At 37.1% G+C, this 24226-nt stretch carries 22 protein-coding genes; 17 read left to right on the top strand and 5 right to left on the bottom strand.

From position 1 onward, the window contains the following. Positions 1–3: 3 nt before the first annotated feature. From rbsD to M3166_RS16615, 3 genes are read right to left on the bottom strand one after another with little or no spacing between them, the layout of a single operon-like run. A complete protein-coding gene (gene rbsD / locus M3166_RS16625) occupies positions 4–393 on the bottom strand; it encodes a D-ribose pyranase (RefSeq protein WP_251691028.1) in 390 nt (129 codons plus the stop codon). Further along, positions 390–1268, bottom strand: a complete 879-nt coding sequence (rbsK, locus tag M3166_RS16620; RefSeq protein WP_251691026.1) for a ribokinase — start codon at positions 1266–1268, stop codon at positions 390–392. Before rbsK ends, rbsD begins: the two co-directional genes overlap by 4 nt. Continuing rightward, positions 1265–2251: a LacI family DNA-binding transcriptional regulator gene (locus tag M3166_RS16615; protein WP_251691024.1), complete on the bottom strand. Its 987-nt coding sequence runs from the start codon at positions 2249–2251 to the stop codon at positions 1265–1267. The genes rbsK and M3166_RS16615 overlap by 4 nt, the downstream gene beginning before the upstream one ends. A gap of 496 nt (positions 2252–2747) precedes the next feature. On the opposite strand from M3166_RS16615, the gene M3166_RS16610 reads away from it, so the two are divergent. The 15 genes from M3166_RS16610 to M3166_RS16540 all read left to right on the top strand — a co-directional run bounded on the left by M3166_RS16610 (position 2748) and on the right by M3166_RS16540 (position 20249). Continuing rightward, positions 2748–3695, top strand: coding sequence for a YybS family protein (locus M3166_RS16610; protein ID WP_251691021.1), 948 nt, complete (start codon positions 2748–2750; stop codon positions 3693–3695). A 12-nt stretch (positions 3696–3707) separates the two neighbouring features. Then, positions 3708–5684, top strand: coding sequence for a DHH family phosphoesterase (locus M3166_RS16605; RefSeq protein WP_251691020.1), 1977 nt, complete (start codon positions 3708–3710; stop codon positions 5682–5684). Continuing rightward, the gene (gene rplI / locus M3166_RS16600) at positions 5681–6127 is read left to right on the top strand and encodes a 50S ribosomal protein L9 (protein WP_251691018.1); all 447 of its coding nucleotides are present in this window, start codon (positions 5681–5683) and stop codon (positions 6125–6127) included. Before M3166_RS16605 ends, rplI begins: the two co-directional genes overlap by 4 nt. Positions 6128–6139: 12 nt before the next feature. After that, positions 6140–7492, top strand: a complete 1353-nt coding sequence (dnaB, locus tag M3166_RS16595) for a replicative DNA helicase (RefSeq protein WP_251691016.1) — start codon at positions 6140–6142, stop codon at positions 7490–7492. A gap of 191 nt (positions 7493–7683) precedes the next feature. Beyond that, a complete protein-coding gene (locus M3166_RS16590; RefSeq protein WP_251691014.1) occupies positions 7684–8970 on the top strand; it encodes an adenylosuccinate synthase in 1287 nt (428 codons plus the stop codon). A 282-nt stretch (positions 8971–9252) separates the two neighbouring features. Further along, entirely contained in the window at positions 9253–10722 is a 1470-nt protein-coding gene (locus tag M3166_RS16585) for a M23 family metallopeptidase (RefSeq protein ID WP_251691012.1), read from the top strand. Positions 10723–10960: 238 nt separating this feature from the next. Then, positions 10961–11671, top strand: coding sequence for a response regulator YycF (yycF, locus tag M3166_RS16580; protein WP_008408338.1), 711 nt, complete (start codon positions 10961–10963; stop codon positions 11669–11671). Between the two features lie 5 nt (positions 11672–11676). Further along, positions 11677–13512 carry a cell wall metabolism sensor histidine kinase WalK gene (gene walK, locus M3166_RS16575; protein WP_251691010.1) on the top strand — a complete coding sequence of 612 codons (1836 nt, stop codon included), beginning with the start codon at positions 11677–11679 and terminating at the stop codon, positions 13510–13512. Then, positions 13509–14843, top strand: a complete 1335-nt coding sequence (locus M3166_RS16570) for a YycH family regulatory protein (RefSeq protein ID WP_251691008.1) — start codon at positions 13509–13511, stop codon at positions 14841–14843. Before walK ends, M3166_RS16570 begins: the two co-directional genes overlap by 4 nt. Next, positions 14830–15663, top strand: a complete 834-nt coding sequence (locus M3166_RS16565; RefSeq protein ID WP_251691006.1) for a two-component system regulatory protein YycI — start codon at positions 14830–14832, stop codon at positions 15661–15663. The genes M3166_RS16570 and M3166_RS16565 overlap by 14 nt, the downstream gene beginning before the upstream one ends. Before the next feature lie 12 nt (positions 15664–15675). Further along, on the top strand, positions 15676–16464 hold the full coding sequence (locus tag M3166_RS16560; protein WP_251691005.1) for an MBL fold metallo-hydrolase: 789 nt from the start codon (positions 15676–15678) through the stop codon (positions 16462–16464). A gap of 181 nt (positions 16465–16645) precedes the next feature. After that, positions 16646–17938, top strand: coding sequence for a S1C family serine protease (locus M3166_RS16555; protein WP_251691004.1), 1293 nt, complete (start codon positions 16646–16648; stop codon positions 17936–17938). 163 nt (positions 17939–18101) lie between these two features. Next, on the top strand, positions 18102–18266 hold the full coding sequence (locus tag M3166_RS16550) for a CxxH/CxxC protein (RefSeq protein ID WP_079523607.1): 165 nt from the start codon (positions 18102–18104) through the stop codon (positions 18264–18266). A 90-nt stretch (positions 18267–18356) separates the two neighbouring features. Continuing rightward, positions 18357–18836, top strand: a complete 480-nt coding sequence (rlmH, locus tag M3166_RS16545) for a 23S rRNA (pseudouridine(1915)-N(3))-methyltransferase RlmH (RefSeq protein WP_251691003.1) — start codon at positions 18357–18359, stop codon at positions 18834–18836. Positions 18837–19304: 468 nt separating this feature from the next. Next, positions 19305–20249, top strand: coding sequence for a sensor domain-containing diguanylate cyclase (locus M3166_RS16540; protein WP_251691002.1), 945 nt, complete (start codon positions 19305–19307; stop codon positions 20247–20249). Positions 20250–20407: 158 nt separating this feature from the next. Here M3166_RS16540 and M3166_RS16535 read toward each other — a convergent pair whose 3' ends face one another. Both M3166_RS16535 and M3166_RS16530 read right to left on the bottom strand, forming a co-directional pair. Beyond that, positions 20408–21343, bottom strand: a complete 936-nt coding sequence (locus tag M3166_RS16535; RefSeq protein WP_251691001.1) for a sensor histidine kinase — start codon at positions 21341–21343, stop codon at positions 20408–20410. A 9-nt stretch (positions 21344–21352) separates the two neighbouring features. Next, a complete protein-coding gene (locus tag M3166_RS16530) occupies positions 21353–22051 on the bottom strand; it encodes a LytR/AlgR family response regulator transcription factor (protein ID WP_076259527.1) in 699 nt (232 codons plus the stop codon). A gap of 162 nt (positions 22052–22213) precedes the next feature. On the opposite strand from M3166_RS16530, the gene M3166_RS16525 reads away from it, so the two are divergent. After that, positions 22214–22963: an ABC transporter ATP-binding protein gene (locus M3166_RS16525; RefSeq protein WP_251690999.1), complete on the top strand. Its 750-nt coding sequence runs from the start codon at positions 22214–22216 to the stop codon at positions 22961–22963. Then, on the top strand, positions 22956–24107 hold the full coding sequence (locus M3166_RS16520; RefSeq protein WP_251690997.1) for an ABC transporter permease: 1152 nt from the start codon (positions 22956–22958) through the stop codon (positions 24105–24107). The genes M3166_RS16525 and M3166_RS16520 overlap by 8 nt, the downstream gene beginning before the upstream one ends. Positions 24108–24226 lie beyond the last annotated feature (119 nt).

Genomic DNA, 24226 nt, shown 5'->3' with positions numbered 1-24226 from the left:
ACCTTAGAAAATTACGCCGCTTTGTAGCATGATATTGGCGTATGGTGTTATTTCACCTGTACGAATAATGACCTTTGCTTCGCTCGACATCTTCTTGAATTGTTCGTGGGATATATATGTAACCGGTTCCACTTTTTGCAATATAGAAGAATGAATAGTTTCGTTAGCAGTTTTTATTTCTTCAGCTAAGTAACTATGTTCTACTTTTAAATCTTCTAGAACAACTTCTAAAATCGTCATAAATCCTGGTTCCCCCAGTTTGTATGCTAAATCGATACATGTAACGCCGCCCGGAACCGGTAAGCCGCAATCGGCAATAACAATTTTGTCTGTATGACCTAAACGTGCAAATATACCGGCTAATTCGCGATTTAAAATGCCCTGTTTTTTCATTTTGCGCCTTCCTTTCGAGCAATTACTTCCTCTAATTTTGGCATACCACCTTGGGCTCCAAATTTTTCAACGGATAATGACGCCGCTATATTCGCAAAAAATACGGCTTCTTCAATAGACTGACCGTTTGTAATAGCATGTGCGAATGCACCGTTAAATGTATCACCGGCACCTGTTGTATCAACAGCCGTTGTTTTATATCCTTTTATATGCACATGTTTTGTTCCATCGAAGTAACGCGCACCATCTTCACCTAATGTCACTATTAACTGATTTGGGTATTTTTCTAATGCTGCTTCAACATCGTTCCCGAAAAGTAAGGCACATTCAGTTTCGTTTGGTGTTAAGTATTTAATATACGGCATCCACTCAATGTCGAAGTTTGCTGCCGGAGCAGGGTTGAAGAGTACCGGTACTTGAAGCTCTTTACATAACTTTAAGCTGTACTCAATCGTTTCTACTGGAATTTCAAGCTGCATGATCACTAACTGACTATTTTCAATGACAGTTTTTGCTGAAGCAATCTCTTCTGGTGTTACTTTAGAGTTGGCACCTGGTACAACGACAATACGGTTGTCCGATTCGTGGAGTAAAATATTAGCAATGCCAGTAGCACCATTTGTATTTATTACTAAGCTTGTATCTATATTTTCTTCATTCAGATTCGCACGCAGTTCCGTACCGAAGCTGTCTGTGCCGACAGCACCTAACATTTTAACTTGGCTGCCTAAGCGTGCAGCAGCTACTGCCTGATTCGCACCTTTGCCGCCTGGAACCGTTGTAAATAAGCTTCCTAAAACAGTTTCCCCTTTTTTGGGGAATACATCCATTTGAACGACTAAGTCCATATTGATGCTTCCTATTACCGTAATCATTTTGCAGCTTCCTTTCTTGTCGTCCCTCGAACAATTAGTTGTGGATCTATATTTAATAACGTTTGTATTATTTCTTTGCCTTCAATCTGTTCAATTAACATTGTTGCGGCTGCAGCACCCATTTTGTACAGATCCTGGCCGACTGTTGTTAATGGAGGGGATACCATTTCACCGAGTGCAATTCCATCAAAGCCTACAATTTGCAGTTCTTCGGGTACGCGCTTACCAAGCTTATGCGCAATATGAAGTGCAGCAATGGCTAATGTATCACTGCTTGCAAATATACCGTCAATCTGAGGATTTACAGCTAAAGTTTGTTCAATCGCTTCAGCAGCAACTTTAAAATCAAATGATGTTGTTATAACAATTGGCTCTAGTCCTCGTTTGTCCGTTGCTTCGAGAAATCCTGTAAGGCGATCATCCGCAGTTTTTAAACCTTGCGGACCACGTATACATAGTAAATTTCCTGCTCCATTCGTAAGTAAGTACTCCGCCCCAATCCTGGCACCTTTTTCGTTATCGGTTGCTACAGTTGGAACAGTTGCATCGATTATTCGGTCAAGTGCAACGATTGGTGTATTGATGGACATATAAACAGAAGGATCCAGTAAGCTTGTTGCTACTATTAAGCCGGCAACATATGTTTGTGACAGGCGCTCTAAATATAACAACTCTTTTTCCATCTGGTCGTCAGAATTACAAAGAACAACTGTATAACCATAAGACAATGCCATGTCTTCCACTGCACGCGCCAGTTCAGGGAAATATGGGTTTTTTATATCCGGAACAATGAGACCAATAATATTGGATTGTTTTTTACTTAATGAACGTGCAACACTGCTTGGCTTATAATCCAGCTCAAGAATTGCCTGTTCAATACGTTCTGATGACTTTTTACTGACATAACCATTTTGGTTTAAGTAGCGTGATACTGTTGCCACAGAAAGATTTGCAACCTTTGCTACATCTTTAATGTTAACCATCTATCCGCCCCCTAAACAAAATGTGTTACCGGTTACATAATATATGCTATACAATACAAATTGTCAACGAAATAAAGGACATAAAAGACAGAAAAACGGCTTTTAATACGTAGAATATAGTTATTCAAACAAAAATTACTCCATATTAAGTTATACTAAAAAAATCATAATGACATACTATTCATAGCTTGTGCATTCTATGCAGTGGATTTCCACCCTATATATTGGTCATATACCAGTATTTACATGCACTTATATGCTTTAGATGTAAGCAGATTTTTATGTAGAGGAGAAGTTAAAGGGAATGTAATAATGGATTGGTTTAATTCATTCTTCTTGTCGTAACGGTTATTTTGTTTGACCATGCAAAAATGGTACAATAGGAAGGTGAGAAAAGTTGAAAGCAGACTGGTCGAAAAGCCGACCAAATGTAAGAGCAAAGTTTGAATAGTCCTTGCATTATAGTCTAGCGAACAACAGATAAGGAAGGTTCTCCATGCAAAATAATCAATCAAGAAAGCTGGCACATGGTGCAATGATGATTGCGCTTTTCACTGTGCTGATGGCAATCGTATTTTATATTCCACTGGCGAATATTATCGCGGCGATTATTGCTCCATTACCGATGATTTGGTATAGCGCAAACTATAATCGGAAGTCATCGCTTTTAGTCGCAGTGATTGCTGTATTTATTACTTTTTTTATTGGTGGACTGCTATTACTACCCGCTTCATTAATCTTTGCAGCAGCAGGTGTAGCAATAGGGGATGCTATTTATCATAAAAAGAGTAAAGTATTTATGTTTATCTCAACGAGTATTGTCCTGCTGATCACATTTGCGATTCAGTATTTAATTTCATTGCGTTTGTTTGAAGTAGATTTTATTCGGGATTCTCTTGCGCTCATGAAGACGAGCTATATGGAATCGATTAAAATGACGGAGAGTCTGACTGGACAACCTGTGCCCAAAGAAACAATGGATTTGGCGAATACAATGTTAAATACGTTGGAAATGACAATGCCGGCTTCCATTACATTTGCCATGTTATTTTTAACATTTATTATTATTACCGTTAATTTGCCGATTTTAAAGCGTTTAAAAGTAGACGTACCAAAGTTTGCGAAGTTTAGTGAATTACGTTTACCACGATCAGTGTTATGGTATTACTTAATCGCTTTATCAGTGAATTTATTCGTTCGTCCAGAAGCCGGTTCTTCATTGGCTATTATTATGCTAAATATTTCAATGGTATTATGGGTATTATTAACAATACAAGGTATCTCATTTATACATTTTGTCATTGATGCATTTGGTTATCCGAAGTTTATAAAAGTTTTAAGTACAATTTTAGCAATACCTCTCTATTCGTTTGTTATTTTAGTAGGTATTGTTGATTTAGGCTTTAATGCACGTAGTTACATTCGAGAAAAGAGTCAGAAATGAGGAGCTGATGGAATGGGGATTTTTCGTAAAAGACCAATTCGATATCCACTATTAGTATTGTTTTTACTTGGTGCAGTAGCAGCTATCCTTATTATGATGTGGAATGTATGGGTGGGAATAGCCTTTATAGCTATTTATTCAGTAGCAGCTTACTACACGGTAAAAGTTGAATTATTAACATATGTAGAAACCGAAAAGCATATTCAATCACTTTCCTACCGGATGGAGGATGTCGGAAAAGAGGCATTTCTGGAAATGCCATTCGGAATTCTGTTAATGAATGATGAAATGACGGTGGAATGGGCCAACCCGTTTATGCTTCGCGTCCTGCAGCAAGAATCGCTGGTCGGATATGAACTTGAAATGATTTCAGAAGAGCTGCCTCTACTAGTTAATCAAGACCAAAAAAATGAAACGGTCATTGCTATCAATGATCGGAAATATCATATTTATTATAAAGAAGAAGAGAAACTTTTCTATTTCTTTGATATTACAAAACAAGTACAGATTGAAAAGCAATATATGGCGGATCGTACTGTACTCGCTATACTATTTATCGATAACTATGATGAGCTTACATCTGGCATGGATGACCAGGCACGAAGCGTCACCAATACGATGATGACATCAATTATAAATGAATGGGCAGCACATTATGATATCTTTGTGAAAAGAATCGCATCGGATCGTTACATGGCTGTGTTAAATGAATCGATTTTATCGGAGCTTGAGCAGAAACGTTTTTCAATTTTAGATGTCATCCGGGAACGAACGTTGATGCAGAAAAATTTATCATTAACATTAAGTATTGGCATTGGAGCAGGCTCTCAATCTCTTGTAGAGCTTGGGCAATTAGCGCAGTCGGGACTTGATCTAGTTCTGGGGCGTGGTGGTGACCAAGTTGCCATTAAGCAGTCCAATGGTAAAATTCGCTTTTATGGCGGTAAAACAAACCCTGTTGAAAAACGTACAAGAGTACGTGCCCGTGTAATCTCTCATGCACTAAGTGATTTAATTCAAGATAGTGACCGCGTTTTCGTAATGGGCCATAAAAATCCGGACATGGACTCAATAGGAGCATCTGTCGGTGTACGTAAAATGGTTGCGATGAATGGAATTGAAGGGTTTGTCGTAGTCAATTTTGATGAAGTACGCGGAAGTGTAGACCGGTTAATGACCGAGTTAGAGCAAAAAACCGATTTTTACGATCGCTTTATTACTCCGGATGAAGCTTTATCAAAAATAACGCCAAAATCACTTGTAGTTATTGTCGATACTCATAAGCCAAGTATGGTAATTGATAGTCGAATATTAAGTAGAACAGATAAGGTTGTTGTTATCGACCATCACCGTCGTGGAGAAGAGTTTATCAATAATCCGACATTAGTATATATGGAGCCATATGCATCCTCTACAGCAGAACTCGTTACGGAGCTGCTAGAATACCAGCCTCAAAATGAAAAGTTATTGCCGCTTGAAGCGACAGCATTATTGTCCGGTATTATTGTGGATACAAAAAGCTTTACATTAAGAACAGGTGCGCGTACATTTGAAGCCGCTTCATATTTACGTACATTTGGTGCTGATACCGTACTGATACAACGTCTGTTAAAAGAAGATGTAGAAACATATGTCGCACGTTCAAAAATTATTCAAACTGTAGAATTCCCGTTTGCAGGAATTGCGGTTGCAAAAGGTGAAGATTCAAAAGTATACGATTCAGTATTAATCGCACAAACTGCAGACATTTTACTAACAATGAAAGATGTCGGTGCCTCGTTTGTCATTGCCCATCGCAATGATGGACTGATCGGCATTAGTGCACGTTCATTAGGAGAAGTAAATGTCCAGCTTGTCATGGAAAAGCTTGGCGGTGGAGGCCATTTAACAAATGCCGCTACCCAAATGGAAGCACAATCCATTGATGAGGTTAAAAAATATTTATATGAAGCAATTAATGAAGTAGTCGAAGGGAGTAAAGAATCATGAAAGTAGTATTTTTAAAAGACGTAAAAGGTAAAGGTAAAAAAGGTGAAATTAAAGAAGTAGCAGAAGGTTATGCACGTAACTTTTTACTTAAAAACGGTTATGCAAAAGAAGCTAATAACCAGGCAATTAGCGAACTGCAAGGTCAAAAGCGTTTAGAAGAGAAAAATGCGGCGGCAGAGTTGCAGGCAGCAAAAGATTTAAAAGAGCAATTAGAAGCAATTACAGTAGAAGTAAAAGCGAAATCAGGTGAAGGTGGTCGCCTATTTGGTTCAGTATCTACAAAGCAAATTGCAGATGCATTACAAAAGAAACATGGTTTTAAAGTAGATAAACGCAAAATGGATTGTAATGACGGACTTCGTTCATTAGGTTATGCCAATGTACCAGTGAAGTTACATCAAGATGTAAAGGCTACTTTAAAGGTACATGTAATTGAAGAATAAGGAGCGACAACAATGAACGAATCCATGATGGACCGTGTTCCCCCACATAATAGTGAAGCGGAACAATCGGTCATTGGAGCCGTTTTCCTTGAACCACAAGCTCTAATAACAGCATCTGAAATTGTTATAGCAGATGATTTTTATCATATTGCACATCAAAAGATTTTCCAAACGATGCTGAACTTGAGCGATCAGGGAAAAGCAATTGATCTTGTCACTGTAACGGAAGAATTATCAGCAAAAAAAGAGCTAGAGGATATCGGCGGGTTAAGCTATATTACGGAATTATCGAGTGCTGTTCCGACAGCTGCCAATATCGCACATTACGCAAAGATTGTAGAAGAAAAGGCGATTTTACGTCGCCTTATTCGCGTTGCATCTAAAATTGCGGATGACGGATATACGCGTGAAGATGAAGTAGAGGTTCTTTTAGCAGAAGCTGAAAAGAAAATGCTTGAAGTTTCGAACCGTAAAAATGCTGGCGACTTTAAGCACGTAAAAGATGTACTCGTTCAAACATTTGATAATATTGAACAGCTCCAGTCACGTGAGGGGGATGTGACAGGTATTCCTACCGGTTTCCGTGATTTGGACAAGATGACGGCCGGTTTCCAACGCAACGATTTAATTATTGTGGCAGCCCGTCCATCGGTTGGTAAAACAGCCTTTGCCTTAAACGTAGCCCAAAGTGTTGCTGTAAAGGCCCGTGAAAATGTAGCAATTTTCTCTCTTGAAATGGGAGCAGACCAGCTTGTCATGCGTATGTTATGTGCAGAAGGTAATATCGATGCACAACGCTTGCGTACAGGCGCTTTAGAAACAGAGGACTGGAGCAAGCTGACAATGGCTATGGGAAGTTTATCAAATTCCGGTATTTACATCGATGACTCTCCGGGTGTGCGCATGACAGATATACGTGCCAAATGCCGACGATTAGCTAAGGAAAACGGTTTAGGAATGATTATGATCGATTACTTGCAGCTTATTTTAGGTAGCGGTAAACCAGGAGAGAACCGTCAGCAGGAAGTATCGGAAATTTCCCGTTCATTAAAAGGTTTAGCGCGTGAATTAAAGGTACCTATAATTGCCCTATCACAGCTGTCGCGTGGTGTAGAGCAACGTCAAGATAAAAGACCGATGATGAGTGACTTGCGTGAATCTGGTTCGATTGAGCAAGATGCCGATATCGTAGCCTTCTTATACCGTGATGATTACTACGATAAAGAATCGGAAAGTAAGGATATTATCGAAATCATTATTGCAAAACAACGTAACGGTCCAACAGGCACGGTAAGCTTGGCATTCCGTAAAGAGTACAATAAGTTCTTGAATTTAGAATTTACTCCTCCTCCACGAGAAGAATAACCCTTAAACACGAACGTTTCACATTCGTTGAATGTGTACGTTCGTGTTTTTTGTTGACATTTAGGATTTGAACTTGTTAAAATGTTCATGTTTCATCATTAAGGAATTAAAAGGTAAATTCTTATGAAAAAGAATGAAATACTTAATATATAATTTTCATTAGGTGAATCATTCGTCGGAGGTGCACATAGATGACAGCTGTAGTTGTAGTAGGTACGCAATGGGGAGACGAAGGAAAAGGTAAAATTACAGATTTCCTTTCAAAAAGAGCAGATGCAATCGCACGTTATGCTGGTGGAGATAACGCGGGTCACACAATTAAAATTGGTGGAGAAACATATAAATTGCATTTAATCCCTTCAGGAATTTTTTATCCGGATAAACTTTCTGTTATTGGAAATGGTGTTGTTCTTAATCCAAAGTCAATTGTAACGGAATTAAAAGGACTGCAAGCTAGAGGAATTGATACATCGAATTTAAGAATTTCCAATCGTGCACATGTTATTTTGCCATATCACATTTATCAGGATATTGTAGAGGAACAGGCACGTGGTGATGAAAAAATAGGAACGACAGCAAAGGGAATTGGTCCATGCTACCAAGATAAAGTTGCACGAATTGGGATTCGTGTAGCAGATCTATTAGATAAAGAAACATTTGAAAAAAAATTACGCGCAAATTTAACATTAAAAAATCGCTTATTTACTAAGTTTTATGAAGTAGAAGGCTTACAATTTGATGATATATTCGAGGAATACTACGCTTACGGTCAAGAAATTGCCCAATATGTAACAGATACATCGAAAGTGCTGAACGATGTTATTGATGAAGGCGGTAAAGTGCTGTTTGAAGGGGCACAGGGGATTATGCTTGATGTCGATCAAGGGACTTATCCATATGTAACTTCTTCAAATCCAGTGGCAGGCGGTATCGCAATTGGATCAGGTGTTGGTCCAACTGCAGTAGAACGCGTTGTTGGTGTTTGTAAGGCATATACGTCCCGTGTTGGAGATGGTCCATTTCCATCTGAACTTCATGATGAAATTGGCCAGCAAATTCGGGAAGTTGGCCGTGAATATGGGACAACAACAGGCCGTCCGCGTCGTGTTGGATGGTTTGACTCGGTTGTAGTTCGTCATTCACGCCGAGTTTCGGGAATAACGGACTTAGCATTAAATTCAATTGATGTATTATCAGGTCTTGAAACAGTTAAAATTTGTACAGCGTATGAATATAACGGGGAACAGATTACAGAATATCCAGCAAACTTGGAAATCATTGAACAGTGTAAACCTGTCTATGAAGAACTACCAGGTTGGTCAGAAGATGTGACGAACGTTCGGACATTTGATGAGCTTCCTGAGAATGCGAAAAATTATGTACAGCGCATTGTTGAGCTTACAGGTATTTCATTGATGACTTTCTCAGTTGGCCCTTCACGTGAGCAAACAAATATCGTAAATGAAATTTGGAAATAATTCATTAAAGTATAGAAGCGTATTAAAAGTCTAGCCGGCTTTTAATACGTTTTTTTTGTTACTAAGAAAAACTATAAATGGATATAAGGAGGGTTAGTGGACTATTTTACCTACTAAAAATGTAACATCCTTTTAGAAAATAATACAATTACATTACAAAAAGACTGGAGCGGTTCATTTGAAATGAGAAATATGATACATTAGCAAAGTGTGTTTTTACAATCGCTAGTTAATGAAAATACATCTTTTTATAGTACAGATCTAGTCGAAAGGAGCTTTATCATGAGTTCAAAAGGAAACAAGTTAGACTTAAAAAAATCTAATCTAAGTCTAATGAATCGTCATAATAGAAAATTTAAAGTGGCTACCTTATTTGCCTTACTTGTTTCTACAGTGACATTCAATATAGGTTTCGCGAATGAAACAGATAAAGAAAAATTCGCTAAAGTTTTCCACGTTTATGTAGCTGATACATACGTAGGTTCTGTTGCAGATGAAGCAACAGTAAATGAGATTGTCGAGCAAAAAGAGCAAGAGGCAAGCGAACAATATGAAGACTTAACTATTGACGCAGGCGCTGATATCTCACTTATACCAGAGCAAGTATTTACAGTCGAAGCTAATGAAGAGCAGACATTAAAAAACCTTCAAGAGGCAATAACTGTTCAGGCAAAAGCCCATTCCCTAAAAGTGGGGGAAACAGTCGTTGCATCAGTGAAGGATAAAGAAGAGTTTGAAGCTGTAATTGACGGATTAAAGCTTCAATTTGTGACACAAAACGATTTAAAAGAATTGCAAAACAATGCTAATAAAGATTATATACCCAAATTACAAAAGGATGAAACACGCCTGGTCGATCTTGCATTATCTACTCCGATTACAGGTGATGAAGTGTTAGCAGAGCCGGCAAATATTGTTTCTTCCAAACAAGCGGTACAACTTTTACAAACAGGTGCATTGGAGCAAGAAGTATATACTGTAAAAGCAGGAGATGTGTTAGGTTCAATTGCAAAAGCACATGATTTGACAACTGCTGAGTTATTAAAAATCAACCCTACACTTAAAGCAGACACTGTCCTTCAAATTGGCGAACAAGTCAATGTAACTGTACAAAAGCCATTTGTTACAGTAAAGGCAGTTTATGAAAAGAAAAAAGTAGAGGAAATCGACTTTGCGAAAATCGTCAAAGAAGATGCAACGATGCTTAAAGGTAAAAAAGTAGTTAAGCAGGAAGGCGAAAAGGGCAAAAAAGAAGTTTCCTACTTAATCACTGAAGAGAATGGTGTCCGAACAGAAAGAATACAATCAGAGACAAATGTAGTAGCAGAGCCTGAAAACCGTATTGTCGTTGTCGGAACTAAAGTGATTCCTTCTGTTGGAACAGGTACTTTTGCTTGGCCGGCAGTTGGTGGATATATCTCAAGTAATATGGGAGAGCGTTGGGGACGTTATCACTACGGTATTGATATTGCCCGCCCATCAAACTATACAATAAAAGCCTCAGATAATGGTGTTGTCAAAACGGCAGGCAAGCATTCAACATACGGAAATTATGTAGTGATTAACCATAAAAACGGTTTTGAAACATTGTATGCCCATTTATCTCGCATTGATGTAAAAGTGGGACAAGTAGTCGAACAAGGTTCCGCTTTAGGACAAATGGGTTCAACGGGGCGTTCAACAGGCACACACTTACATTTCGAAGTTCATAAAAACGGTAAAGAAGTAAATCCGTTATCATATTTAGATTAACTTTTAGCAGTCCAAGGCAGAATTGGACTGCTTTTTCTATAATATGGTCTTCAAGTTATTAGAGTGGATAAAATTCAAAAACTATTCTTAAATGGGTGGAATATTTCCCGGAAAATAATCATAGCAGTATGGCTGTATAATGCACCAAACGGCAAAGCATGATAGAGTAGTTATAGTAAAAATAAAGATAACCTTTCATAATTATATAGAGAATTTATGAGAAAAGAGGAATTAGATGATGGATAAAACGATATTAGTTGTAGACGATGAGAAACCAATTGCAGACATTCTGCAGTTTAATTTAATAAAAGAAGGTTATCGCGTCATTTGTGCATATGATGGGGACGAAGCGCTTCAAAGAGTAGAAGAAGAACAGCCTGATTTAATGTTGCTGGATATTATGCTACCTAAACGTGACGGCATGGAAGTATGTCGTGAAGTGCGTAAAAAATATGATTTCCCAATTATTATGCTTACGGCAAAAGGTTCGGAAATCGATAAAGTGCTGGGGCTGGAAATGGGTGCTGACGACTATGTAACAAAGCCGTTCAGTACACGTGAATTAATTGCCCGTGTAAAAGCGAATATGCGCCGATTAAATGTGCCTGCTCAAATAGAAGAAGCACAAGCGGAAACGAATGATATTGTAGTGGGCTCTTTAACGATTCAGCCAGATGCCTATTTAGTATTAAAGCGTGACGAGTCAATTGAATTAACACACCGTGAATTTGAATTACTGCATTATTTAGCAAAACATATTGGTCAAGTTATGACACGTGAGCATTTGCTGCAAACAGTATGGGGGTATGATTATTTCGGTGATGTACGAACAGTGGACGTAACAATCCGCCGTTTACGTGAAAAAATTGAAGATAATCCAAGTCATCCTTTATGGATTGTTACGAGACGAGGAGTCGGCTATTACTTACGAAACCCTGAACAGGAGTAAAATACATGCAAAAAGTGAACTTTTTTAAGTCCATCCATGTAAAGCTTGTACTGATTTATGTCCTATTAATTATTATTGCTCTTCAAATTATAGGCATTTATTTCTCAAAGCAGCTGGAGACGAGTTTAAAAACGAATTTCCAGGATTCGATTCGCCAAAGAATAGAGCTTGTGCATTATAGTGTTCGTGAAGAAATGTTAAAAGTGCGCGATGAAAATACGCCTCCTACGATAGAGGATAGTTTAAAGTCCATTTTGCAGGGTTTTTCTACAGAAGATATTAACAAAATCAATGTAGTGGACCGTCAATACCGTATATTGGCTACTTCCGATAATGACCAGGCAATTGTTGGTCAACGGATAAATGAAGAAATTATCCAACAGGCCGCGTCTTCCGAAACACTGTTGGATAAGGTTTCAATGGATCGGGATACAGGAGATCGCATGTGGATACTGGCTGTCCCTATTATGGATAATGTAGGGCCCAAGGGGGAATTGAAGGGTGTCATTTACGTTCAATCGAATATTGAAAAGGTATATGAGCAATTAAATGAAATTAATCGTATTTTTGCAGCAGGTATTGCAGTTTCGCTTGCTATTACGATTATATTAGGAATTTTAGTTGCGAGAACCATCACTCGCCCTATTTCCGATATGCGAAAACAGGCGCAGGCAATGTCAAAAGGGAATTATGCAAGGAAAGTGCGTGTATACGGAACAGATGAAATTGGACAGTTAGCCATTGCCTTCAATCATTTGACCAATCGCCTTCAGGAAGCACAATCCACGACAGAGGCTGAACGCCGGAAACTGGCAAGCGTACTTAGTAATATGACAGATGGTGTAATTGCAACAGACCGTAAAGGGAAAATTATTTTGATTAATGATCCGGCATTGGAATTGCTTCATGATTCACGTGAAACAACTTTAAACCGCCCGATTGCATCGGTATTGCGTTTAGACCAGGAATATAGTTTTGAAGACTTGATTCATATGAAAGATCCTGTGAATCTTGATTTTAGTATGAATGATGCGCCATATGTGTTACGAGCAAACTTTTCTGTAATTCAAAAGGAAACAGGTTTTGTTAATGGTCTGATTACAGTATTGCATGATATTACCGAACAGGAAAAAATCGATATGGAACGTCGTGAATTTGTTGCGAATGTTTCCCATGAATTGCGTACGCCGTTAACGACGATGCGCAGCTATTTAGAAGCCCTTGCAGAAGGTGCGTGGAAAGATGAAAATATAGCGCCAACATTTTTAAACGTCACACAAACTGAAACAGAGCGTATGATCCGCCTTGTTAATGATTTGCTGCAGTTATCAAAAATGGACAGCCAGGAGTATGAACTGAACTTGGAGTTTGTTGAATTTAATAAGTTTTTCACGCAAATTATCGACCGATTTGAAATGTCGAAGTCACAAAATGTAGAGTTTATCCGATTGCTTCCGGAAAAAAGTTATTTTGTTGATATTGATACCGATAAGCTGACACAGGTAATCGATAATATTATTTCAAATGCATTGAAGTATTCTCCGGATGGCGGCAATATTCGTTTTGGTTTTACCGTTCATGATAATATGATTCGCGTTATGATTTCAGATGATGGCATGGGAATTCCGAAAGAAAATGTGACGCGAATTTTTGATCGTTTCTATCGTGTAGACCGAGCAAGAGCAAGGTCGATGGGTGGAACAGGTTTAGGTCTTGCAATCGCTCGTGAAATGATTGAAGCACACGGCGGGAAAATTTGGGCAGAAAGTGAGGAAGGCCAGGGTACTACGATATTCTTCACATTGCCATATGAATTGGATGAAGCGGGTGATTGGGAATGAAATATGTTGAACAGATAAAATCTCTTTTATTAGCATTCCTCGTTTTACTCAGCATTGTGTTCACACTTCTTATTTGGAATTACAAACCGGAATATGAAACGATAAAGGAGACCCAGATTGAGGAAGTACTTGTCGGCAAACCTAAGGATTTACAGGAAGTAATAAAACCGTACAGATTGTTGTATCGCCAAAATGACCAATTTTACGGTACAGTCTCTTCAACACCTTTAAAAGGTTTATATAAACACTTACGTTTATGGCAAGTTTACGAGATGGAATTAATTAAAAGTGACCTTTCAGACAGTAAAATGAATGAAATGGTGCGTACGAATAATCGTATAACAATGTTTTATAATGAAGAAATTCCTTTGCGCGTTTTCTCTAATCTATTGTCATATAATGAAAATGAAATACCGGATGCAAGCTTTACACGTCTTATTATAGACTGGTCAAATGTTGAAAATAGTGATCAGATACAGTTGCTCTTCCTAAACACAGAAAAACGTTTATATTATAGAGCGTATGCAAGCGTACCGGATAAGGATTATTTCATGGAGAAGGTAATTGAACCAGCCAATGATTATAGCCAATACGTTGAAGTTGAACGGGATGCTTTACGCTCTTTATATGTGGCCAAAGATCCTATACAGTTAGCGAGGGACAGATATTTAGCTGTAGATATTAAACCTGATCTATTTAAAAAGATTCTGTTCACCGATTTAAAAATCGTACAAAGGAATATTGAAAGTTCTCAATCAGAACGGTTTACTGATGGAACATCGTTAATGACAGTTGATAGCCAAAATCGGATAATAAATTATGTATACCCGACTGCAGAAAGTAATACACCGCTTCCTTCGACAAGATTATTGAAGGACAGTTATAATTTTATAAATGACCATGGTGGATTTACAATGGATTACCGCTTGTCCTATATGGACATTGGAAGGCATAGTACAGAGTATCAGCTATTTGTACAGGGTCTTCCTGTATACAGTAATGATACGATGACTCGTCTCGTAACTACTTGGGGTGAAGACCGTATTTTCCGTTACCGCCGCCCTTATTATTTAATGGATACTCATATTGATGGGGTACAGAGAGATCTGGAATCAGGGGAACAAATAGCTGAGTCACTCCGTACAAATGATAAAAAATTATTTAATGAAACAGAGGAAATCGTTGTTGGGTATGAATTAACGCTTGAAGAATCGGATCAGGATACGGATTTAGTCCTCGTATTGGAGCCAAAATGGTTTGCCGTAACAAACAATGAATGGACACGCCTTTCACCCGAGGAAACAGGGGGTGATGAATTTGGATTGGAGTAAAACGAAAACTATTTTTATATGGGTTTTTCTAGTATTGAATATCTTTTTATATACGCAGTATTTAGAGAGCTATAAAGAAGGAGAGAAAATAGAAGTTTTAGGGGAAACGGTGGAAATCGAAGCCCGTTTGAAGGAAGATAATATAACGTATATTGCCCTTCCGAACAATAAGGAAAGTGCGGCATATTATTCCGGACAAATTAAAAATTTCTCTCCATCTGAAGTGCCATACTTTCCGAATCAAAGTGCAAAGATCGAAAATAACAATAAGCTGATTGTGACGATGGACAAGCCTGTAAAGCTACAGAAAAGCGATACTCGAGATTCATATACTGAATTTGTCCACAACAATGTATATGAAGGTAATTCCTATGTGCTTTGGAATATCGATGAAGAGAAAAGAGAAGCGACATTTTTCCAGAAGGTGAATGATGTAACACTGTATTATAATGTGCGTGGTTATGTAAAACTTTATTGGGATGATGACAACCGCATTGTTTCCTATGAGCAAACAATGCTGGAAAAGCATGAAAAGTTAGATAAACAGCAAAATCTATTAACTGCAAGACAAGTATTGCAGATTCTATATGGAAAGAATTTATTAAAACCGAATTCTCAGATTACGGAAATGAATCTAGGCTACTCTACAATTGTTCAATTAACGCAAACACAAGTATTTGCACCGACATGGGAAGTGCGGGTAAAACTGGCTGATGACACAGAAGAAATACATTTTGTGAATGCGGTACAAGGACGAATTGTGGAGATCCAAAATGACTTATCCGAAATTGTTGAGCAGACAGAGGATTTGGAAGAGTAGGGAGTTTTAACAATGCGATTTAGCGTTTTAGCAAGTGGCAGTACAGGAAACGCAGTCTACGTAGAAAATGATGAACACTCATTTTTGATTGATGCAGGCTTAAGCGGAAAGAAAATGGAGCAACTGTTTGCTAATATAGATCGTGATATGAAAAGTTTATCAGGTATTTTAGTAACACATGAGCATAGTGACCATATAAAAGGGCTCGGTGTCATTGCACGTAAATATAATATTCCTGTATTTGCAAATGCAAAAACATGGACAGCGATGGACGGGCTAGTAGGAACAATCCCAACCGATTTATGTTTTGATTTTGATATGGAAACAGTAAAAACATTCGGCGGGCTGGATATTCAATCATTTGCCGTGTCTCACGATGCTGCTGAACCGATGTTCTATACATTCTATGAGAACGGGCGAAAGCTAGTTGTCATTACAGATACAGGCTATGTCAGTGACCGGATGAAAGGATATATCTCAGCAGCAGATGCCTACGTATTTGAAAGTAACCACGATGTGAGTATGCTTCAAATGGGCAAATATCCTTGGAGTATTAAACGCCGTATATTATCGGATGTAGGACATGTTTCAAATGAGGATGCTGCAGTAGCAATGGCTGATGTTGTAGCAGAAAAACCGACGCAAATTTATTTGGCGCATTTAAGTAAAGACAACAATATGAAAGATCTGGCGCGGATGAGCGTAGAACAGACATTACAGTCATGCGGTATTATTGCAGGGGAATATTTGCATCTGCATGATACCGATGCCAATGAGCCGACAAAGCTTGTGACAGTTTAATTTAGCAAGGCATAATTGAAGTAAATATGGGTAAAAGATAGGTGTGTTAAAAGTTTCTACTTTTAGCATACCTTTTTTATTTTATGAACAATTTTTTAATTAGGTTTTATGTGATTTTCATCTAATTTTAATGTTAAGTGTGTATGCTAACAGTAAGAGGAATAAAGAAAGGATGAGCGATATGGGATACTATCCTGAAGACGATAAAAAAGAAACTCAAAATGATCGTATTGCTGAGCTTGAGGCTCGTTTAAAAAGAGAAGAAGAAGAAAAAAAACAGCGGCAAAATAGAAAAGAAAAAAAAGGCGGCAGTAAAGGCGGGTACTTTTTATCTGGCTTGAGTGGTGTTGTCGTTGGTGCTTTATTATTATGGCTCCTGCTCCCCTCGTTGGCAAATCAGCTACCAGGTGGTAATGAAGTTAACTCGGTTACAAATGATTCCCCAAACTCAACGATTAGCCAAACTGCAACAGAGGTGACAACTGATGTAACAAATGCGGTTGAAAAAGTATCGAGTGCCGTTGTTGGGATTACAAATATCCAAAATGTAGCACCAAACTTTTGGAATCAAAGTACGGGAGAAGCTCAAGCGGTAGGTAGCGGTTCAGGCGTTGTATATAAAAAAGAAGGGAACTTTGCCTTTATCGTAACGAACCACCATGTTGTGGATGGTGCAGAACAAATTGAAGTAACTTTAGATGATGGCGAGAAAGTAAAAGCAGAGCTTATCGGTTCTGATATTTGGACAGACTTGGCAATACTTTCAATACCAAGTGAAGGAATCGATACAGTAGCTAACTTTGGAAATTCGGATGTATTAAAACAAGGTGAAACGGTAATTGCCATCGGAAATCCATTAGGATTAGATTTTTATGGTTCGGTAACAACAGGTGTAATTTCGGGGAAAGACCGCTCTGTACCTGTCGACTTAAATGAAGATGGTGCAGAAGACTGGTCAACAGAAGTATTACAGACTGATGCAGCAATCAACTCAGGGAACTCAGGCGGAGCTTTAGTGAATATTGCAGGTGAATTAATCGGTATAAATTCGATGAAAATTGCCCAGTCTTCAGTTGAGGGCTTAGGATTTGCGATTCCGATCAATTCAGCAATTCCAATTATTGAACAACTCGAAAAGCATGGGGAAGTACAACGCCCAACTATGGGAATTTCCTTAGTCGATTTAACGGAAGTACCGGCTTATTATCAACAGCAAACATTAAAATTACCTGAAGAAGTAACGAATGGTGTTGTCATTTCTCAAGTTGTAAGAGGTTCAGCTGCAGATAAAGCAGGTTTACAGCAGTACGATGTCATTGTAGAAATGGATGGCGAAAAAATCGAAAATGCAATTGAGCTTCGTAAACATTTATATAATCAAAAATCTATTGGCGATACATTAAAAATTAAAGTATATCGCAACGGTAAAATAGTAGAGGCTAATTTAGAGTTAGTGGAAAATGCACAATTGTAAATGTGGATAACTTAATAAAAGAATGAAATTGTACACAACGGGTAGAGAAGAAAAAGGCTTGTCTTTTCTACTCGTTTTTTGTCTGTTACAATGGGTTGTGGATAACATTTCAAAAATTGTGAATAAGTTTGTGGAAATTTCAGAAAAGAAAGAAGGTTTAAAAATGAAGACGTACAGCTGTGAAACCCATATAGATCATGCGTTAGATATGCACGTGGCAGAAACAGAAAATTTCCCGATGATGGATTTGTTATCGGAAGAGGAAAAGTTATCAACAACTTGTTCTTACTGTGAACAGTCCGCAACATATGTTGTATCAAGTAAATAACTTTACACAATATATAGTTTTTATTTGTGGATATGTGCATAACTTTTGTGGATAACTTGTTTGTAAATGGAACGTAAAGGTGGATAAGTTGTGAATATTACTATCATCTCGGTTGGTAAGTTGAAAGAAAAGTATTTAAAAATGGGTATTGAGGAATATGTAAAGCGATTAGGCGGCTATGCGAAAATCGATTTAGTAGAAGTACCGGATGAGAAAGCACCTGAGCAGTTAAGTGAAGCTGATATGGAAATCGTCAAACGTAAAGAAGGTGACCGTATCCTTGCGAAAATCAATGACGGTACATATGTCATCGCATTGGCACTTGACGGTAAAATGAAAACGAGTGAAGAAATGGCCGCAGATTTAGAGGCGCTAATGACTTACGGGAAAAGCAAAGTCGCGTTTGTTATAGGCGGATCATTAGGATTGCATGCGGATGTACTTAATCGCGCGGATGAAAAACTGTGCTTCGGAAAAATGACGCTGCCTCACCAGTTGATGAAACTAGTGCTAGTAGAGCAGATTTACCGCAGTTTTAGAATTATTAAGGGTGAACCGTATCATAAGTAAGTGCGGTTTTTAATAAACCATCGATTACAGTAGTTTTACTGTAGTTGATGGTTTGTTTTTGTTTGTCTAAGAGTAATAATTTGCAGATGAATAGGGAGTAGCATGACTTAATATAAACTCTTTTTATGTAGATCTAAAATATACAAAAGCTAAGACCGATTTTCTTTTATAGAAGATCGGCCTTTACAAATTGTTTACGGATTTTTTCCTATACTTTATTCTTTGTTCAACTCGAAATGTAATTCAGGATATTTTACATTGATAAATGAATTTATAGAAATATATATTCAGTGAGTGTAGTTGGTAGATGAAAAAATCACAATTTAGCCTGAGTTATATGTATTAGTAAGAGTAGATTGCATTATAGCAAAAAAGTATAATTGAATAATAAGGAAATTATATATAAAAAGAAGGACTACATGATGAAAATTACAATCTACTTAATAAAGTTATCAGGAGATTTATGAAATGTTTTTATTTATATTCGGTTTAGTAACGGGATTAATAATTTATTGGATTTATACAAAATATTATCAATCAAAGTTTCAAAATGAAAACATTTCCTTAAAGTTAGTGGAAAGGTCGCATGATATTATTTATTACTATGAAGTAAAACCTGTCTATAGACATAGGTATACAAGTCCTTCTGTAGATTTATTTTTAGGGGAAGGTACGTTAGAGGCTCTCTATAGAGATTCGAATACCCCTTTTGAAATGATTCACCCAGAGGACAAAACAATTATGGAGAACAAGATTTCAGGTCAAATTAATTATAACGAGGGTATTATCCAGCGTTTAAAAGGTACGGATGGAATTTATAGATGGTTTGAGGAATATACAACGCCGATTTACGAGAACGGAGAAATCGTTGCAATTCAAGGTATTATGCGAAATATTGATGAAAAAATAAAGTTAGAGCAAGAATTACAATATCGAAGTACCCATGATGCATTAACGGATATTTATAATCGTGGTTATTTTGAACAAATGATTAATTATTATAATAAAGAAAAGAATGTAGCGTTGGGTATAATTTTATGCGATCTCGATCAATTAAAATATGTAAATGATACATATGGACATAAAAAAGGTGATCAATATATAGAAGCCGCAGCGAAATTACTAAAAAGCACATTTTCCGGTAACGTAATTGTTTCACGTGTAGGAGGAGATGAATTTGCTGTAATTATACCAAATACAACGATGAATCAGATTGAAATGCTTTGTAATCTGCTCCGTGAAAAAACCAATCATCATCCTGTATTAAGTAATGATATCAACCTTCAAATGTCCATTGGTATGGCTTTTAGTGAGCAATCGGCTGGTAAAACAGAAAGTCTCTACATTGAAGCAGATAAAAAGATGTATGAAGAAAAGAAACAAAAACGAAAACCGATATCTATGCTCCATTAGAGCATTTTTATCTATTTATTATAATTGATATAAGAAATACCGTAAAAAATAACCATCACCTGAAGTTTGAAGGAGTATATGAAGCATTAAATAAATCAAAGCTTCAATAATCTACATCCCGTAAGAAAATCAGTAGGTGTAGCTTATTAAAGCTTTTTTTATGAGATGACATTAGGAATTTTACACGTAATTGTAAATGTTTGCTTCTCTGCTATAAATTCTAAATATCCGTTATGCTGCTCTATAATTTGCCGAATAATTGAAGTACCTAAACCATTATGATTTGGTTTTGTTGTAACACCAGTCTTGGCAAACAGTTGGTCAGCAATTTCCTTCGGCAAGGGAATTGTATTGTTTGAACAAGTTAATAGATATAGACCGCTTTTTTTACGAAGGCTTAATTCAATAAAAGCTTGTTTGTTATACTTCGTTTGCCATTCAATGCTTGCATCAATCGCATTTTCTAATATATTCCCTATTAGCTGAACGATTTCATCAGATGGAAGGGATAAATTTGATACAGGTGTTTCAAACAAATAATTAATTGCAATATTGTGGCTTCGTGCCTTTTCGTAATTCGTATATAATACGGCTGCTACTGCCCCCTGCTCTCCCTTTAACGACAAGTTCGTCTGTTCATATCGCTTTACTAACCCTTGCATATAGATTTTAGCTTCATTAACCTTATCTTTTTCCAGTAAATAAGCAATTGCTGATACATGCTTTAAGTAATCGTGACGTTCTTTACGTACCTCTTGAAATGTACGATTAAATTCTACTAGCTTTTCATTTACTTCTAACTGTACTGTTGAAGTCTTAAATAGCGCTTTCTGCTTTTGTGAACTATAAATAACCACAAGCAATGCGCCAAAAAGTAAGTGTAGATTTTGTACACTCTTCCCATTTAATACATAGACACCATACATACATAAATGAATTATTACACTCCAATCAATCTTTAACGTAATTCTTTTCATAGCTACTAATGTTAAAATGATGCTTATTGGAATGCTTATGTATAAGGAAAGATAGCCTACTGTTGCGAGGGCAAAATGGGTACAACAAATGATGAAAAAATATAGTTTATGCTTCATATAGCCACCTCAAAAGTAGTTTTTTTGTATAATATCTAGGTTTTCCTTTGTAATAACTGCTTTTTCTTCAATTCCTTCAAAGGACACTAAATAGGAATTCTTTGCGTATAACGAAAAATTTAATATGTATTGAATATTGATAATAAATGAGCGGTGAGCTCTTATAAACAAACGGTCCCTTAACTCTCCCTCTAATTCATTTAAGGTTTGATAGGTTTTTACAGGACCATTTTTTGTATAGATCGTTGTAGCACGACCTGAACGTTCAATAAATATAATGTCCTTTTTTTGTACGATATGAATATCAGATTTTTGCTTAATAAAAATCCGGCCCGATAACTCGGCTTTTTGTTGCTTTGCTAACAATCTTTCAACAGAAGATACAAGTCTTTCTTTTGTATAGGGCTTCATTATGTAATCATGTACGTTCAATTCAAAAGCATGAACAGCGTACCCGCTATTGCCTGTTACAAAGATAACCATAATTTGTAAGGCATGTGTATAAATAATATCAGCTAATTCGTAACCCGATAATTCTGGCATTTCAATATCCGCAATCAGTAAATCAATCGATTGCTTTTTTATTTCCTCATAGGCTTGCTGTGCACTTGTAGTAGCAAATACAATATTAATTTCTTCGATTGGCTCTATAATTGCCTTTAGTTTATCTAAATCAATCGCTCGGTCATCTACTAATCCTACTCTCATGTTATACACCTCGTAATAAATATACACTATACGTAATATTTTGACAGTTCTACAATTCATTCTCCCTTTTCACGACATAATAAGGCATTTTTGCGACAACATCGCAGACACCTCTTGTATTTATTTGTACGATAAAAACATCAAATAAACGAGGTGACGGAAATGATTGAAATTAAAGGAGTAACAAAACAATTTCAAAATAAGAAACAATATATAACTGCCTTAAAGCAAGTTTCCCTAGAAGTTCATGAGGGTGAGGTACTTGGGCTCCTAGGTGAAAACGGTGCTGGGAAAACAACCTTACTACGAACAATCGCTACACTAATTGAACCGTCTTCAGGTAGCGTTGAAGTAGCAGGTTTTCATACCGTAAAGCAATCTGATGAAGTGAAAAAAAGAATCGGCGTACTGTTTGGTAGTGAGACAGGACTTTATGAGCGACTGACAACACGTGAAAACTTAGAGTATTTTGGTTCACTTTATGGCTTAGGTAAGCATGAAACAAAAGTGCGTATTGAAAAATTAGCGAAAATGTTTGGCATGCGAGACTATTTAGATCGAAAAATTGATGGGTTTTCAAAAGGGATGCGTCAAAAAGTGGCCATTGCAAGAACATTATTACATGATCCAGATATTGTACTCTTTGATGAACCAACGACAGGACTGGATATTACATCATCCAATACTTTCCGTCAGCTTGTGCATCAACTGAAACGTGAAGGGAAAACCATTATTTTCTCTAGTCATATTGTAGAGGAAGTAACGATGCTATGTGATCGTGTAGCAATGATTCATAAAGGTGAGCTTGTCTATGATGGCACTCTTGAACAGCTTTATGCTGAAGAAGGCTCAAGCGATTTAAACTATATTTTCATGAGTAAATTAGTACGTGGAGGAAATGAAGATGCTTAATATATTCAAAAAAGAGTTAAAGGATACATTTCGAGATCAGCGCACATTAATTTTAACTGTATTTTTACCATTAGTTTTAATGTCAGCATTAGTATTCTTCTATGAAAAAATGATGGCGCCTGACGAGGATATTCAGCTTCATGTCGTGACAGAAAAAGAGCAGTTAGAGTTTGTAAAAGGTTTACTAGATGGAAAAGGAAATTTAGAGCTTCGTGCTGTAGATGATGTTGAAGTTACTATTAAAGAAGGTGAAGCAGTAGCCGGACTTGTTCTTACTGGAGACTTTGAACAGCAAATCGCTGCTGGAAATGCGCCAACAGTTCAAATATTAGGCGATGCATATAGTGAAAATAGCTATATTGCCATGTCAGCAATCGAAATGGCATTAACACAATACAGTCAGGCAATTGTTTCTGAACGTTTAGGACAACAAAATGTAGAAACGTCGATTATAACACCTTTTACAGTTAATAAAGTACAAGTAATCGAAGGTGATCAATCTGTACAAATGATGAGCTTCCTTATTCCAATGATGCTAGTTATTGCAGTAGGTGTAGGTATTTCATCTTCAGCAGCAGATTTTATTGCAGGTGAAAAAGAACGCCGTACGATGGAAGCTTTATTAATGACACCTGTAAATCGCATTTCATTTTTATTAGGCAAATGGTTAACACTCGTTATTCTCGCTACGGTTACAGGCATTTTAACGTTAGGCATCGTATTTATTGAAATCTACTTCTTTACAGAACAGTTAAAAGCCGGCTTGACAATGGACGGAAATGTTTGGTTAATTGGCACGGTCGCTCTTTTAATTATCATTAGTTTCGCTGCATTAATGGCTTCAGCGTTATTGCTGACAAGTATTTTTGGTAAGACGGTAAAAGAAGCACAAAGCTACGGAACACCCATAATTATGGTTGGAATTTTACCGGCCTTATTCATCACAAGTGTCGGGCTAAATGAATTAATTACTGCATATTTTTTAGTTCCAATCTTAAATGTGTTTGCTATTTTTAAAGAATTATTTGTTGGAGTCATTGATATCGAGCATGTATTCCTTACACTTGGAGTTAACATAGTGTTAGCGTTAGTAATTCTAGCAGCAGGACGTATTTTATTTGCGAAAGATAAATGGGTGTTGTAATAAAATAAATAATAGCAAATCCCTTGTGGCTGCATGCAAGGGATTTATTTTTATTTACTACAGCGCATCTACTTTTTGTTTTAGAAGATCTGATTGAAATTTAAACCGCACTTAACCAT

The organism is Solibacillus isronensis (assembly GCF_023715405.1).
GTDB classification, from domain to species: domain Bacteria; phylum Bacillota; class Bacilli; order Bacillales_A; family Planococcaceae; genus Solibacillus; species Solibacillus isronensis_B.
Note: the sequence above shows the minus strand (reverse complement) of the source record. Positions and strands in the feature narration are given on the sequence as shown.